Genomic DNA, 15,490 nt, shown 5'->3' with positions numbered 1-15,490 from the left:
GTAATTAATTAAGATAATTTTGTATTTTGCCCCGGATAAAAATTAAAAATGGAACCACTATTTACAAATGATGCCGTAGTACTTGGAATTTTGCTACTCATCCTGGCCCTTGTTTTTCAAACTTCTTCAAGTTCGCACCCCTGGCTTAAAAAATTCTATAAATATGTACCGGCCTTGTTATTGTGTTATTTCATTCCCGCTTTACTAAATTCTTTTAATATTATTTCAGGTGAAGAATCTCAGTTGTATAAAATTGCTTCCCGGTATTTGCTTCCTGCAAGTCTTGTGCTTTTATGTGTTAGTATTGACATGAAAGCTATTTTACAACTTGGCCCAAAAGCCATAATAATGTTTTTAGCTGGTACATTGGGAATAATTGTAGGTGGACCCGTTGCAATACTAATTACCTCAATATTTTCTCCTGAAACTGTTGGGGGAATCGGACCAGATGCAGTTTGGAGGGGAATGGCAACCATTGCCGGGAGCTGGATTGGCGGAGGTGCAAATCAAACAGCTATGAAGGAGGTTTTTGGAACTTCTGATCAGTTATTTTCAGTAATGATAGCCGTTGATGTAATAGTTGCAAATGTATGGATGGCCGTGTTGCTTTTTGGTGTTGGAATGTCTGACAAATTGGATAAAGTATTGAAAGCTGATAATTCTGCAATTGTAACTTTGCAAAAAAAAATTGAACACTACAGGGCTGAAATAGGAAAAATTCCTTCCCTAGCAGATACAATTACTATTCTTGCTGTTGGTTTTGGAGCAACGGCAGTTTCTCATTTCGGGGCCGATTACATAACACCATTAATGGTGAATCATCCACAAGCTGAAATATTGGAAAGATTTAGCCTTACTTCTTCTTTTTTCTGGTTAATTGTAATTGCCACCACTTTGGGACTTTTGTTTTCCTTTACCCCTGCAAAAAGATTAGAAGGTGCAGGAGCATCTAGGATTGGAAGCGTTTTGCTTTATATACTTGTTGCAACTATTGGAATGAAAATGGATATAATGGCAATTGGAAGTAACCCTGGATTGTTTGTTGTTGGGCTTATTTGGATGCTCGTACACGTAACCGTACTTTTAACTGTTGCCAAAATTATTAAAGCTCCTTATTTTTTCGTTGCGGTGGGAAGTCAGGCAAATGTGGGAGGAGCTGCTTCAGCCCCAATTGTTGCTTCTGCTTTTAATCCATCTCTTGCCCCAGTTGGTGTTTTGCTTGCTGTTTTTGGATATGCTCTTGGAACATACGGTGCCTGGATTTGTGCCCAACTTATGAGAATTGCTGCTGAATAAAACTATATGTTGAATGTTAAAAGTTATTTCTAATACTTACAATTGTTAATTAACAAGAATTAAAATGAGATTTATTATAAGACTTCTTTTTGCCTCCATTGCTGTTTTAGCTATTGGATATCTTTTATCTGGCGTACATGTGGAGAGTATTTCAACAGCCCTGATAGTTTCTTTTGTATTGGTTTTTTTAAATGCATTTTTAAAGCCATTGCTAATATTATTTACAATTCCATTAACTATCCTGACTTTTGGTCTTTTTCTTTTAGTAATAAATGCTGCAATTATTCTTTTTGCTGATTATTTAATCAGTGGATTTTATGTGGATAATTTCTGGTGGGCCCTATTATTTAGTTTACTCCTTTCCTTGTTCATGTCGATTTATGAAAGATTTGAAAATAAACGCAGATATTAGAACTAATTTCTTAGAAAGAATACTAAACTTTTAGGATTAAATAAAAAACTTGTCTTAGTTTTTTATTTAATCCTACCTTCCAATACTTCAAGAATTCGAACCATTGCATAAGTGTCCAATTTACAGTATGTGTGCAAAGCCTCACGTATTTCAGCTATTTTAATACTATCTGTTTCCTTTTGCAGCATTTCAAAGGCCGCAGATGCATTGTTTCCATTATTAATGGTAAGTTCATCATATTTTAATTCGGGAACAAGAGCAGGAAGCACATTTTTTATAGAATGTGATCCTTTCATATTAGGATGGTAATAAAGCAGGTCCTGAAAAGGAAGCATAAGATCTTTCATTCTACTTATTCTTTCATCGATTTGCAATTCAAATTCAGGAAACAAAGTTTTTAATTTTTTTAAAACACTTTTTTCAAATGTAAGGTTATAAACCAGGATATCACCCTTGTTTTGGGTATCAGAGAGCAAATTCAAAATGAAAGCATTAGAAGGATTGCTTCCTGTTTGTGCAATAAAATCCTTATGAGTAACTTCCGATGTTCTGTCCTTTTTATAATGAAGAGAATATTGAAAGGGAATATGTTGAAATGGCGAAGTATCTTCAAACATTGGAACAGCAGGCATAAAGGTTTCAAAATCCATAAAATAAACAGGATAATTTATAGATGCCAAAAAATTATCGATTCCCTGGTGATCAATAAAAACTTCATTTTTATTGAAATATTCAGCCTGTAATTTTTGCAGTTTTTTTAGTGGAAAATCCTCAGGTATTTCCTTGATTGTTGTAATACCTGATTCATACATTTCAAATAAATCTGATTTATGCATACCTGCAAGTTCAAAAATAGAACCTTGAGGCACATTTTTCCAGCAATGTCCCATGAAATCACAAGAATAAGGCTCAAAACAATGTTTTCCTATTTTCACCGGGGGTTCCATGGAATCAGCAAGGGTAATTTTAGCCTGCTCAATTTTAGTGTTAATTAGTTCCTGTTTACTAATAACCTCCTCAAGAACTGAGGTAGCTTTGAATAATTTTCTTAACTCAAGCTCTCCTTTACGGATATACGAGGTATTTAAATGAATTATTGAAATATTTTCAAGCCTTAAGCCGCTTTTTGTAATCACATAATATTGAAGGGCAGCATCTAAAATATAAGTTCCGGAAACCTTTGAAGCGCTTTTTACTTCATAGGCATACCATTTCTCATTTTTCTTCACCATTATATCAATGGCAGCTAATACCCCATCAAATTGAAAAGCAGCTTCGTAAATTATTTCAGTACCATTTTGAATTAATTCAATTGTCCTGCTAACAGATTCCTGAAATCTGAATCTATCAGCCGGACTTGCATCCACTCCTCCAGGAAAAATACCCTGCGCTAAAAGGCCAATATCAGTACCACTGGTAAAAAGGGCCTGCTGACTTAGGGATATTGTGTCTCTTAAATTATAATGGTTCTTATATAAATGAAGTGATTTAAGGCATTGTGAACTTCTTATAAAAGTAGATTTACTTAATATATGCTTGGGAATAAAATTCATATTTAATTAATATAACAATAACCTAAGGCAATAAATTGCAGGTATTTTTTTCAAACTTAAAACAATTGAGGCTTAAATCTTTAAAAAGTTTTAAAAATCAATAAAAAATTGATGCATTGCTTTTAATAAAAATCTTAATTTTGATTCCTTACTATCTAAAAATAAAAAAAATGCAGGAACAAATGTTAAGTAAAGATGCCCTTAAAAATAAAACCATTTTAGTTACTGGTGGCGGAACGGGTTTGGGGTATTCTATGAGTAAATCATTTTTAAATGCAGGTGCAAATATTATAATAGCCAGCCGAAAGGTGGAAGTTCTTGAAAAAGCAAAAGCTGAACTTGAAAAAGAAACAGGCGGGAAAGTACTCGCAGTTGTGTGTGATGTAAGAAAATATGAACAGGTAGAAAATGTTATACACGAGGCAATAAAAACTTTTGGAAGCATTGATGTTCTGGTAAATAATGCTGCTGGAAATTTTGTTAGTCCTACTGAACGATTAAGTCCTAAAGCATTTGATGTAATCGTTGATATTGTATTAAAGGGAAGTTACAATTGCACTCTTGCTCTTGGAAAACACTGGATTGAAAACAAACAAAAGGGAAATGTATTAAGCATAGTAACAACTTACGCATCTACTGGCTCTGGCTATGTAGTGCCTTCTGCCTGTGCTAAGGCTGGGGTTTTGGCACTTACTCGTTCACTTGCATCTGAATGGGGAAAATATAACATAAGGTTAAATGCAATTGCACCAGGTCCCTTCCCTACTGAAGGTGCTTTCAGCCGTTTGTTTCCAGAGGAAATAAAAAAAATATTAGATCCAATACAAAGAATTCCACTAAAGAGATATGGGGAACATTCTGAACTTGCAAATCTTGCATCCTATTTAGTTTCTGATTTTTCTGGTTTTGTAAATGGAGAGGTAGTAACCATTGATGGAGGTGAATGGCTTTATGGAGCAGGTGAATTTAATGCATTTGATCATATTCCACAACAGATGTGGGATATTATTGAAAAACAGGTTAGAGGAAAAAAGCAAGAATGAAACTGAGAAATGGAATTAAAAAGCTGAATTCTAGGCTAATGTGATTAAAATCATTAAAAAAACAAATAAAATAAGTTTGATTATTAAATTAAAAATTATGAGAAATGTTTTACAAATGGTCTTGATTTTCATTTAACACGGGAAAAACTTGTAGTAATAAGATAAATATCTTTGAGTTGATTTTCATTTACAAATCTAAAAATCAAATTAGGTATATTTTTATCAAATTAAAACATATATAAAAAAGCCATCTTTTATGGGATGGCTTTTTTATTCAAAAATTCAGGAAATTATTACTCGAAATTTAATTTGTTGATTAAGATTATGGAAAAACCTGCTTTTAAAGAAGCCCTGAAATTTTGGACAAAATTAGGTTTTATAAGTTTTGGCGGACCTGCAGGGCAAATTGCAATAATGCATGAATTTCTTGTTGACAGAAAAAAATGGATAAGCAATAGCAGGTTTTTTCATGCGCTAAATTATTGTATGATTTTACCTGGGCCGGAGGCACAGCAATTGGCAATTTATATTGGTTGGTTATTGCATGGAAAAAAAGGAGGTTTTGCAGCAGGAATTTTATTCTTTTTACCCTCAATGTTTATTTTACTTGCTTTAAGTATAATTTATGTTTTATATGGAAACCTACCTTGGGTAAATGCACTGTTTGATGGGGTTAAACCTGCTGTTATTGCAATTGTCCTGTTGGCATTGTTGAAAATAGCAAAGCGATCGTTAAAAAGTTATTTTCATTATTTTGTAGCTGCCTGTGCATTTATAAGTATTTTTTTTTTCAATATTCCATTTCCATTAATTATTGTAAGTGCTGTTGTTTTAGCAGCAATCATTCGTAAATTTTTACCGGGGATTTTCCATAATAAAAACGCCAGCAGTGATTTAAGAATTGAGCGGGAGGAGGATTATTATTTAAACCAAAACTCTCTATCTCCCTTATCAGACTTTAAATTTAGTAATCTTCTAAAACAAGTTTTTGTAACATTTGTACTATGGGCTTTACCTCTATTCATCTTTTTTAAATTTGCAAATGACTTTAAATTTTGGAATGATCTCTCTCTGTTTTTCACAAAAGCTGCTTTAGTTACATTTGGAGGGGCATATGCTGTATTGCCATACGTTGCTCAGGTAAGTGTTGAACAATTAAATTGGCTTGATGAGCTACAAATGATTGATGGTTTGGCCTTGGGTGAAACTACTCCAGGACCTTTAATAATGGTTCTTTCCTTTGTTGGTTTTATGGCAGGATATAACCATTTTAATGGCTCATTGCTTATGGGAACTTTTGCTATGGCCACAACTGTTTTTTATACCTTTCTTCCCTGTTTCCTGTTCATTTTTGCAGGGGCTCCAATTATGGAAAAAACACAAGAGAATAAAAAAGTTAAAGAAATACTCGAAATTGTTATTGCTGCAATTGTTGGAGTTATTCTTAATCTTACCATTTTCCTTGGAAAAGCTGTTCTGTTTCCTAAAGGAATTAGTTTTGATTCTATTCATTATATTTCCTTGGGCTGGCTTATTATTTCTGTTGTTGCTTTATACCACTATAAAATAAACATGGTTAAATGGATTGCCCTTAGTGCAATTTTTGGTCTTTGTTCTTATTTGATTTCAACACTTACTTAAAATAAAAAGAATGAAGAGCATGTTACATCTAATGCTGATTTGCTCAATTTTATAGATTTATTAAAATTTATTTTTTTTCAAGTATGTTGAAAATTGCATGGTCCGAAATTTTTGCTCATTCCCTTCCTGATGGCCATCGTTTTCCAATGTTAAAATATGAACTTTTGCCTCAACAACTGATACATGAAGGTACTATAACAAAAGATAATTTATTTGAACCTGGCCTTCTTAATGAAGAATATATTCTTTCAACACACTGTAAAACCTATTGGGAAAGATTAAGTTCTCTTAAATTAACTCAATCTGAGATTAGGAAAACAGGTTTTCCTCATTCTAAGGAATTGGTGCACAGAGAATCATGTATAATGAGTGGAACAGTTATGGGGGCTGAGTATGCATTAATACATGGCATTGCAATGAATGTTGCTGGAGGAACGCATCATGCATTTACAAACCGAGGAGAAGGTTTTTGTTTACTAAATGACATTGCAATTGCTGCAAATTATTTACTGAATAAAAAGAAATTAAATAAAATTCTTGTAATAGACCTTGATGTTCACCAGGGAAATGGGACTGCAGAAATATTCAAAAATAATAAACAGGTATTTACCTTCTCCATGCATGGGGAAAAGAATTTTCCTTTACATAAAGAAAAATCAGATCTTGATATTGCTTTACCTGATTATACGGATGACAAATTCTATTTGAAAATATTACAAGAAACATTAGCAAAACTTATTGAAGATGTGCAACCGGAGTTTGTTTTTTTTTTAAGTGGAGTAGATGTTTTATCCACCGATAGGCTTGGAAGGCTTTCGTTAACCAGAGAAGGATGTAAGGAAAGGGATAAAATTGTTTTAAACACCTGTAAAATAAATTCTATTCCTGTTGTAGTAAGCATGGGCGGTGGTTACTCAGAAAAAATAAATGATATTATTGAGGCGCATGCCAACACCTTTAGGTTAGCACAATATATTTATTTTTAATATTTACTGTAATTTGTGAAGTTTGATATATAATTACTTTGGTTAAATTTGCAGCAAATGGGATTAGTTTCTCTTCAAACAAAATTTTGAATCTTACCAGAAATTGATTCTGGTTTTTTAATAATTTATCAAATGCCTGTACCATTAAAATTCAAGCCTTCGGGAAATGACTTTGCTAAAGTGCTTAGAAAGCGTGTTCAAGATTATTTCAAGGAAAAAAACATTTCTGTTTTTTCTAATAGCGCAATGGTTTTCAAAACTATATTTTTACTTTCATTATGGATTGGCTCATATTGTGCCTTGATTTTTGGAAATATTCCCTTGGCATTTGTTTATTTTGTTTGGATTGTTTTAGGCATATCCATTGCACTTGTTTCCATTAACATAGGTCATGATGCAATTCATGGGGCTTATACTTCAAAAAAATGGCTTACAAATTTGCTAAAACATACTTACAATTTAAATGGAGCCAGTGCTTATATGTGGAAAAGCATGCATAATGTAGCACATCATACCTATACCAATGTGTATGGATACGATGAAGATATTTCACCAATAAGTATAATTCGCATTTCCCCAGACGAGAAATTAAAACCTATACATAAATACCAGCATTTGTATGCCTTTTTCTTTTATGGATTAGCTACTATTTCCTGGGTTTTTATCAAAGATTATGTGAAATTTTTTAAAAATCAAGCAGGCAATTTCAATAACAGTATTCATCCAAAAAAAGAATATTTCTTTTTGTTTTTTTATAAGTTTTTAAATTATACAATTTTTCTGGTGCTCCCTTTATTAGTAATGGATATTTCCTGGATGCATATATTAGGTGGTTATCTGCTCATGCATTTTGTGTCTGGTTTTTATCTTGCCATAGTTTTCATGTTGGCTCATGGTATTGAAGAAGTCCATTTTCCAAGGCCTGAACCAACTGGGATTTTAGAAAACGACTGGGCCATTCATCAACTCTATACCACTGCTAATTTCAGTACAGGAAATTCATTAGCGGGCTTTTTAACTGGAGGGCTTAACCAACAAATCGAACATCACCTGTTTCCATACATATGCAGCATCCATTATAGAGCGCTTGCTAAAATTGTTCAGGATACAGCCGCTGAATATGATTTGCCTTATTACGATAAACCAACCTTTTTCAGTGCTTTATCCTCCCATTATTTGTTCCTAAAAAGAATTGGCAAAGAGAAGGATTACCGTCCATCGAATTTTATTTCACAACCCAACTCTCATAAGCCTTTGGTTGTTTCCTTGTAGCTAAAATTTAATAAAATTGTTAAAAAAGATTGCTGACCTTTATTTTTAACTAATATTGAGAGAATGAGTAATTTTAATGTTTTAAAAGATCAGTTGGAGTTGGTTAATAACAACCCGGATGCGCTTTATAACTTCTACTCATTATTCGGCAAAAAAATGCCACTGCTTAATTTTGAAGAAAGAAAAAAACTTCTTCATTTGGCAAGTATAACTTTTAAAAACATTCCTGGTTTTGAATCCTTTCAAACCTTTTCAGAAGGAGCAATGTATACATTCAGTTCAGAATATACTAAAGCCATTGATAAATTATTATCGGCAATTGAAATGTTTTCTGAACAAGGGGATAAAGTAATTGTTGGAGCAGCGCATTGCCTGTTGAATATTTGCTATAAATCATTAGGACAGTTTGAAAAGGCCCAAATAAGCATACAAAAATCTTTAGAAATTCTTGAAAAAACCGAAAAAGAAAATGAATTCCATCATTTTCTGAATAATGCATATTACCAGGCAGGTGAAATGAACGGGATTTTGGAAAAATATGAAATTGCAATACACTATTTCCAAAAAGGGTTAAAATTAAATTTGGAAAATCAATTAATGAAGGCAAGAATGTTAAACGGGTTAGGTTGTATTTATTTAAAAACATCTGATTTGCCTTTAGCATTTGATTACTTAAACCGTTCCCTGGAATTAACAGAACCGGGAGGCTTTATGCTTGAATCAAAAATATATGCTGATTTAGGAGATTATTACCTCAAAAACAATAATATTGATAAAGCCCTTGAATTCCAAAAAAAGAGCTTAAAAATAAGAACTGAAAATAATTTTTGGAGTGCTGCCATTACCTGTTATATCCAGCTTTCCGGAATTTATTTTAAACAGGATAACCTCAAGGATGCATTACATTATGGTAATTTGGCAGTGGATAAGTCAAAGGAATTGAATTTAATACCAAAACTTTTCGAGGCACATAAATTACTCTCAGTTATTTATGAAAGAACAGGCGATTTTGCCCTGGAGCTGAAACATTTGAAAAATTATCACAAATACAAGGAAGAGGTCCACAATCAGGAAATAACAAGGAAAATAGAGCAGCTTAACAGCAAACATGAATTAGAAATAATGAATCAGCATAAGGAAATTTTCCGCCTCAGAAATGTTGAATTAAAGTCGGTAATTGATGAATTAAATGAAAGCTTTCGGTACGCAAGAAGAATTCAGCAAGCCATTCTACCTCCTAATCACCTGTTTAAAAAATATTTGCCACAAAGTTTCATACTTTATAAACCAAAGGATATTGTTGCCGGAGATTTTTACTGGATGGAACCCATTTCAATTGTTCATTCTGATATTAACCAAACAAAAACCGGATTTGGCACCATGAATCCTGAAACTACTCCTGTATTATTCGCTGCCGCAGACTGTACCGGGCATGGTGTACCTGGCGCAATGGTTAGTGTAGTATGTTTTAACGCACTTAACAGATCTATAAGAGAATTTAATCTTTCAAGCCCAGGAGAAATTCTTGATAAGATTACAGATTTGATCATCGAGCAATTCGAAAAAAGTGATGACGAAGTTAAAGATGGGATGGATATTGCACTTTGTCGTTTACAAGGTAACAAACTTCAATATGCAGGGGCAAATAATTCTCTTTGGATAATTTCTAAAGAGGATGAATCTTTAACCAATGCATTTAAAATAACGGAAATAAAAGCAGATAAACAACCTGTAGGTAAACATGTGCAAAGAAAACCGTTTAAAAATCATGAAATTGAGCTGCAAAAAGATGATACGATTTATTTATTGTCAGATGGTTTTGCCGATCAATTTGGAGGAGTTAAAGGGAAAAAGTTTATGATTAAACAGCTAAAAGAAATACTACTTTCTATTCAAGACAAATCTCTGGAAGACCAAAAAGGATATTTAGATTCAGTTTTTGAAAGCTGGAAAGGAAATCTCGAACAAGTGGACGATGTGTGTATTATTGGGGTGAAAATTTAAAAAATTGAGTTTTCTAAATTCAAAAATAGTCCTCAATTAATCCATCTTTTTCAGATACTTGTAAAACTCGCTGTCTGTTGAAATAATAATTGAAGTTTCCTTATCAAATGTTTTTTCAAAGGATTCCATAGACTTCAAAAATGAATAAAGATCCCTTGATTTTGGCGATTGGTCATAAGCAGCAGCATAAATTGATGCAGCTTTTGCATCTGCTTTACCTTTAATCTCCTCTGCAAGTTTAAATGCTTCAGATTGAATTGATTTAAGCTCACGTTCTTTTTCCCCATTAATTTTAGAGGCTTCCCCCTGCCCTTCTGATCGGAATTTATCAGCAATACGAAAACGTTCACTGGTCATACGCTTATAAACCTGGTCTTGTACTTCCTGAACATAATTTAACCTTTTAAAACGAAAATCTAAAATAACAACACCTAGGTCAGAGGCCCTTTGGTTAGAAGAGACAAGAATCATTTGCTGTATTTTTTCACGACCAACAGAAATGTTTATTAGGGAATCACCAAGGGGTTCGCTAATTGTATCCGTTAAAACAGGTTCCCTGTTACTGGTTCTAACGGTTTCTTCAATGTTGTGGTTTGCAATGAAATTCCTTGTTTCACCATCAAGAATATCATCAAGTCTTGATTGTGCTCCTCTTTCATTTGTTAACCTCTTGTAAAACTGAAGTGGATCAACGATTTGCCAACGTGCATAAGTATCCACATAAATAAACTTTTTATCCTTTGTAGTTACCTGATTTGGATTCCCATCCCACTCAAGGTACCTTTTATCAAAATAATTCGCAGTTTGAATAAAAGGTAGTTTAAATTGAATCCCTGATTCAATTACGGCTTCTCCAACTGGCTTTCCAAGTTGAGTTATCACCACTTGTTCTTCTTCATTAACAATGTACATACTTTGAGTTAGCACAACTATTAATACCACCAAAAGTATTAATGATCCAATTATTTTCTTTTTTTCCATAATCAATTTTCTTTTTTATTGCTTTGGGTTTGCATCTGAAGAAGAGGCAATACATTATTCCCGCCTTTATCGGTAATTATTTTCTGACCTAGTTTTGGTATAACACTGCTCATGGTTTCAAGGTAAATCCTTTTCTTGGTTACTTCGGGAGCTTTAATGTATTCCTTATATAAATCATTAAAACGGGCAACTTCACCCTGGGCCATGTTTACACGTTCCAGTGCATAACCTTCTGCCATTTGAATTGTTTCCTTGGCTTGTCCGCTTGCTTTAGGTATTACCTTATTGTATTCTGATTTTGCTTGATTTATAAGTGTTTCTTTTTCTTGCTGTGCTTGATTTACAGCATTAAAAGCTGCTTTTACCTGATCAGGAGGGTTTACATCCTGCAAAACCACTTGTTCAACTTTAATTCCCAGGGAATATTCCGTACTTAATTTTTGTATAAGGTCCTGAACATTACTGGCTACCTGGGGTCTTCTTACAGTTAAAACTTCATTTACTGTATGGTCTCCAACAACCTGACGCATTGCAGCCTCAGAAATATCACGTAAAGTTTTTTCAGGATTACGCACCTTGAAAAGAAAATTATAGGGATTGTCTATTCTATATTGAACTACCCATTCCACATCTGCTAAATTAAGATCACCAGTAAGCATAAGGGATTCTTCACTTGTGCCTGATTTTGTATAAGTTGATTGAATTCCAGCACTTGTGGTTCGAAACCCAAATTCCTGTTTCTGTTGTCTTTCAACAGGAATTTTATATAATGTTTCTATGAACGGAATTTTAAAATTCAAACCAGGTTCTAGAGTCCTGGAATATTTCCCGTATCGGGTTATTACGCCAACCTCTTCGGGTCCAATTTGAAAAAAAGCTGAAAAAACAGCAATAACCAGAATTAAAACAAGGAGGATAGCTTTAATATTTTTCAATACTTTTTGAAAAATATCGGGCATTTTAAATTCTTCAAATTGATAATCAGACATATTTTACTGTTTTTCGGAGATTAAATAGGAATTGTTGCGAAACTAAAGCTAAAAACAGGAACACACAAGTTTAAAGGTTCTTATTATTCAATTTTCTTTGCTGAGATTACATAAGGTAAATGCAAAATTTAGTAATTATGTGAGATTTGGAAGGTATACTAAAAGAAAATGGATGTGAAAAATTTACTGAATAATTTTGTACCTCAGTTTTGCTTCAATTCTTGTGCAAGAATTAAAATGCCACCATTCTGTTTGAATATTGAAAAAACCGGATTTTTCCATTACATCTCTTAGTAGTTTCCGGTTGTTAATTTGTTGCTCAGATAATTTTCCCATTTTCAGCATTTCCTTCTCTTTAGTTGGATATGCAAGTTCACCGAAATAATCAAATGCTGTACCCATATCTAATTCTTCTCCATTTTCATTGATTATACTTATATCCACAGCTGCCGCATAATTATGCAAGGATCCGTTTTTAGGATTTGACAAATATTTTGTTTTTTCATTTATTGGCATCACTAACATTTCCCACATTTTCTGTTGAACACTTACAGGCCTTACTGCATCAAAAACAACCAGGCTCCACTTAGGAAATTTCGATTTTAATAAATGTTGGGCAATTACTAATTTTTCAGCCGCTTCAGGTTGTAAAAAAGCCCTGTTCCACTCTCCATAAACATCACTTCCCATAAAATTATTAGTACTTGAATATCTTAAATCAACTATTATAGAGGAGTCTGCAACCTGGATATCTACTAAACCTGAATTCAGTAGGTTTAATTCTATTTCTGTATACTCATATTGTTTTTGAAAAATTAACAAAGAATCATCTTGACTTTCATCCTTAATAATTTCATTCCTTTTCTTGTTTTCTACAATTGAATCAGAATTAATAAAAGGATCAAAATTTTTTTTGTCTTTTTTGCTGGGTTCTGAACATCCATGGATTAATATAAATGCAAAGCAAAATAGGAAGTATGTCTTTTTGATCACTTTTTTAAAAATATAAAAACTCATCAAATACACAATTTTCGACAAAAGTAATTCTATTAAACCTGATATTGTTTTTTTTATTTTCTAAAAGTAATTCCATATTTTTTACTATCCTTTTTTCATTTGGATTAAAAATGTAATTTTACAAAAAAAAACGTATGCCCTCCTTTGATATTGTTAGTAAAATAGATGCACAAACTCTTGATAATGCAATAAATGCAGCTAAAAAAGAGATTTTAACACGATATGATTTTCGTGAATCAAAAAGCAGTATTGAACTTGATAAAAAAAACTATTCTTTAACAATAGTTACAGAAAATGAAATGCGCATAGAAGCAATTGAGGATGTTATTCGTTCCCGCATGATCAAGCAAGGACTAGATCCACTAAGTCTTGATTTTGGTAAGGAACAATATGCTTCCGGTAATATGATAAGAAAAGACATTAAAATTAAAGAAGGAATTGATAAGGAAGCTGCAAAAAAAATCATAAAACGGATTAAGGAAAGTGGATTAAAGGCACAAGCCCAGATTATGGATGATCAAATTAGGGTTACAGCAAAAAAAATTGACGATTTACAAGCAATTATTTCACTTTGTAGAAACAGTGATTTTGAAACTCCTCTTCAATATATTAACATGAAGTCCTAATTTCCTTCAATTAAACCGGATTTGTTTTTTTGATACTAAAAGCATAAGGTAAATTAAAAACCTGCATTTTAGCCGATTTTTTTTAATATAAAATGAAAATACTGAAAATAGTATCCGGTCCTCTTGTTGGTTTTGTTGTGTATTTTTTAATGCTCCAGGCCAATGGTGATGCATTAATGGCAAAAATGGCAGGTGTTGCATCATGGATGGCAATTTGGTGGATATTTGAAGCTGTTAGCTTGTATTTTACTGCACTTTTGCCATTGTCTTTGTTTCCTTTTTTGGGGATAATGGATATGAGAAGTGTGGCTCCCATGTACACCAATGAGATTATATTCCTTTTTATTGGAGGATTTTTAATTGCATTTGGAATTGAAAAATGGAACCTTCATAAAAGAATGGCTTTTGCAATTATACTATCCGTAGGAGCTACTCCTTCTAAAATATTGTTTGGGATAATGGCAGCCTCATTTTTGCTTTCCATGTGGATTTCAAATATTGCAACAACAATGATGCTGCTTCCTGCAGTATTGGCTGTTGCATCACAATTTGAGCTAACTCCAGGCAATAATGATTCTCCTTACGTTACTCCATTTCTTTTAGGCCTGGCTTATGCCTCTTCAATTGGAGGCACTGCCACACTTATTGGTACAGCTCCTAACATGATTTTTATGGGTTTTTACAATGAGGCTTTTCCTGATGCAGTGCCAATTAGTTTTACAACCTGGATAATGTTTGGTTTTCCAGTTGCAATAGTCTTTTTTACTTGTGCATTTTTCACTCTCAGATTTCTCTTTTTCAAAAACAATCCTCCAGTAATAACTGATTTAAGCAGATGCAAACAAGAATATAAAGAATTAGGCCAAGTTACATTTGAAGAAAAAGTAATTATTTGCCTTTTTACAATTACCGTTTTACTTTGGTTTTTCAGGGGTGATATTACTATTGATCAATTTAAACTAAAGGGATGGAGCAATTTATTTGACAATCCTGCTTACATTACCGATTCTACAATTGCCATGGCAATGGCAAGCATTATGTTTTTATTTCCAAGTTCTAAAAAGGGAACAATACTAAGCTGGAAGGAAGTTCAAAAAATGCCCTTAGGCATTATATTTCTTTTTGGTGGAGGGTTTGCCCTTGCTAAAGGAATTTCAGATAGCGGGCTCTCAGGATGGATTGCCTCTCAATTAACTTCTGTAAATCTTCTGCACCCTGTACTTCTGGTTATTTTACTATGCACTTTCATGACTTTTTTTACTGAGTTAACTTCCAATACCGCCTCAACTTATCTTATTTTACCTATAATTTTAGCAGTATCAGTGAGTGCAGGAACTCATGCCTTATTATTAATGGTTCCAGTTGTTTTTTCAGCATCTTTTGCTTTTATGCTTCCCGTTGCCACACCACCAAATACTGTGATTTTTGCAAGCGAAAAAATAAAAATTAATTCCATGTTAAAAGCAGGACTTATTTTGAATTTAATTGGAATTGTACTTATCACACTTTTTATTTTTACAATTGGTAAATCAATATTTAATATTTAGAATAATACAAAATTAATGTGTAGATTTATGTGTGATTGGATCAGGAAAATGTTATAAAACAATAAAAAAATAAAAGTCGAAATTCATTCATTATGAAGTCATTAAATAATGGAAAAGTTCAAA

Annotated in this window: 13 protein-coding genes; 9 read left to right on the top strand and 4 right to left on the bottom strand. The window is 32.8% G+C overall.

Translation table 11 applies throughout. The features are described 5' to 3' along the window. Positions 1–48 precede the first annotated feature (48 nt). Positions 49–1,296: a DUF819 family protein gene (locus tag H0V01_11350; GenBank protein MBA2583966.1), complete on the top strand. Its 1,248-nt coding sequence runs from the start codon at positions 49–51 to the stop codon at positions 1,294–1,296. Positions 1,297–1,360: 64 nt separating this feature from the next. Further along, on the top strand, positions 1,361–1,708 hold the full coding sequence (locus H0V01_11345) for a phage holin family protein (protein ID MBA2583965.1): 348 nt from the start codon (positions 1,361–1,363) through the stop codon (positions 1,706–1,708). 62 nt (positions 1,709–1,770) lie between these two features. Here H0V01_11345 and H0V01_11340 read toward each other — a convergent pair whose 3' ends face one another. Continuing rightward, complete coding sequence (locus tag H0V01_11340) at positions 1,771–3,261, bottom strand: DUF2779 domain-containing protein (GenBank protein MBA2583964.1); 1,491 nt, start codon at positions 3,259–3,261, stop codon at positions 1,771–1,773. Positions 3,262–3,431: 170 nt separating this feature from the next. On the opposite strand from H0V01_11340, the gene H0V01_11335 reads away from it, so the two are divergent. The 5 genes from H0V01_11335 to H0V01_11315 all read left to right on the top strand — a co-directional run bounded on the left by H0V01_11335 (position 3,432) and on the right by H0V01_11315 (position 10,207). Further along, the gene (locus H0V01_11335; GenBank protein ID MBA2583963.1) at positions 3,432–4,304 is read left to right on the top strand and encodes an SDR family oxidoreductase; all 873 of its coding nucleotides are present in this window, start codon (positions 3,432–3,434) and stop codon (positions 4,302–4,304) included. Between the two features lie 261 nt (positions 4,305–4,565). Next, positions 4,566–5,945, top strand: coding sequence for a chromate efflux transporter (gene chrA / locus H0V01_11330; protein ID MBA2583962.1), 1,380 nt, complete (start codon positions 4,566–4,568; stop codon positions 5,943–5,945). Between the two features lie 83 nt (positions 5,946–6,028). Continuing rightward, positions 6,029–6,931, top strand: coding sequence for a histone deacetylase (locus H0V01_11325; GenBank protein MBA2583961.1), 903 nt, complete (start codon positions 6,029–6,031; stop codon positions 6,929–6,931). Between the two features lie 132 nt (positions 6,932–7,063). Continuing rightward, positions 7,064–8,203 (top strand): acyl-CoA desaturase, encoded by a 1,140-nt coding sequence (locus H0V01_11320; GenBank protein ID MBA2583960.1) that lies wholly within the window; start codon positions 7,064–7,066, stop codon positions 8,201–8,203. 63 nt (positions 8,204–8,266) lie between these two features. Further along, entirely contained in the window at positions 8,267–10,207 is a 1,941-nt protein-coding gene (locus H0V01_11315; GenBank protein MBA2583959.1) for a SpoIIE family protein phosphatase, read from the top strand. 36 nt (positions 10,208–10,243) lie between these two features. On the opposite strand, the gene hflC is transcribed toward H0V01_11315, so the two are convergent. The 3 genes from hflC to H0V01_11300 all read right to left on the bottom strand — a co-directional run bounded on the left by hflC (position 10,244) and on the right by H0V01_11300 (position 13,170). Beyond that, a complete protein-coding gene (hflC, locus tag H0V01_11310) occupies positions 10,244–11,188 on the bottom strand; it encodes a protease modulator HflC (GenBank protein ID MBA2583958.1) in 945 nt (314 codons plus the stop codon). Positions 11,189–11,190: 2 nt separating this feature from the next. Next, entirely contained in the window at positions 11,191–12,177 is a 987-nt protein-coding gene (gene hflK, locus H0V01_11305; GenBank protein ID MBA2583957.1) for an FtsH protease activity modulator HflK, read from the bottom strand. 183 nt (positions 12,178–12,360) lie between these two features. Continuing rightward, positions 12,361–13,170, bottom strand: coding sequence for a M15 family metallopeptidase (locus H0V01_11300; GenBank protein MBA2583956.1), 810 nt, complete (start codon positions 13,168–13,170; stop codon positions 12,361–12,363). A gap of 158 nt (positions 13,171–13,328) precedes the next feature. Between H0V01_11300 and H0V01_11295 the strand changes: the two genes are divergently transcribed. Together H0V01_11295 and H0V01_11290 are read left to right on the top strand one after the other, a co-directional pair. After that, on the top strand, positions 13,329–13,820 hold the full coding sequence (locus H0V01_11295) for a YajQ family cyclic di-GMP-binding protein (GenBank protein MBA2583955.1): 492 nt from the start codon (positions 13,329–13,331) through the stop codon (positions 13,818–13,820). Between the two features lie 92 nt (positions 13,821–13,912). Beyond that, on the top strand, positions 13,913–15,367 hold the full coding sequence (locus H0V01_11290) for an SLC13/DASS family transporter (GenBank protein MBA2583954.1): 1,455 nt from the start codon (positions 13,913–13,915) through the stop codon (positions 15,365–15,367). Positions 15,368–15,490: the final 123 nt, after the last annotated feature.

It is taken from the genome of Bacteroidota bacterium (genome assembly GCA_013696965.1).
In the GTDB taxonomy this organism is placed as follows: domain Bacteria; phylum Bacteroidota; class Bacteroidia; order JACCXN01; family JACCXN01; genus JACCXN01.
Note: the sequence above shows the minus strand (reverse complement) of the source record. Positions and strands in the feature narration are given on the sequence as shown.

Bases quoted from the DNA above. Each gene is read 5' to 3' on its own strand.
- chrA (MBA2583962.1), top strand. From the start codon at position 4,566: ATGGCTTTTTTATTCAAAAATTCAGGAAATTATTACTCGAAATTTAAT.
- H0V01_11290 (MBA2583954.1), top strand. From the start codon at position 13,913: ATGAAAATACTGAAAATAGTATCCGGTCCTCTTGTTGGTTTTGTTGTG.
- hflK (MBA2583957.1), bottom strand. From the start codon at position 12,177: ATGTCTGATTATCAATTTGAAGAATTTAAAATGCCCGATATTTTTCAA.
- H0V01_11320 (MBA2583960.1), top strand. From the start codon at position 7,064: ATGCCTGTACCATTAAAATTCAAGCCTTCGGGAAATGACTTTGCTAAA.
- hflC (MBA2583958.1), bottom strand. From the start codon at position 11,188: ATGGAAAAAAAGAAAATAATTGGATCATTAATACTTTTGGTGGTATTA.
- H0V01_11295 (MBA2583955.1), top strand. From the start codon at position 13,329: ATGCCCTCCTTTGATATTGTTAGTAAAATAGATGCACAAACTCTTGAT.
- H0V01_11340 (MBA2583964.1), bottom strand. From the start codon at position 3,261: ATGAATTTTATTCCCAAGCATATATTAAGTAAATCTACTTTTATAAGA.
- H0V01_11335 (MBA2583963.1), top strand. From the start codon at position 3,432: ATGCAGGAACAAATGTTAAGTAAAGATGCCCTTAAAAATAAAACCATT.
- H0V01_11315 (MBA2583959.1), top strand. From the start codon at position 8,267: ATGAGTAATTTTAATGTTTTAAAAGATCAGTTGGAGTTGGTTAATAAC.
- H0V01_11350 (MBA2583966.1), top strand. From the start codon at position 49: ATGGAACCACTATTTACAAATGATGCCGTAGTACTTGGAATTTTGCTA.
- H0V01_11325 (MBA2583961.1), top strand. From the start codon at position 6,029: ATGTTGAAAATTGCATGGTCCGAAATTTTTGCTCATTCCCTTCCTGAT.
- H0V01_11345 (MBA2583965.1), top strand. From the start codon at position 1,361: ATGAGATTTATTATAAGACTTCTTTTTGCCTCCATTGCTGTTTTAGCT.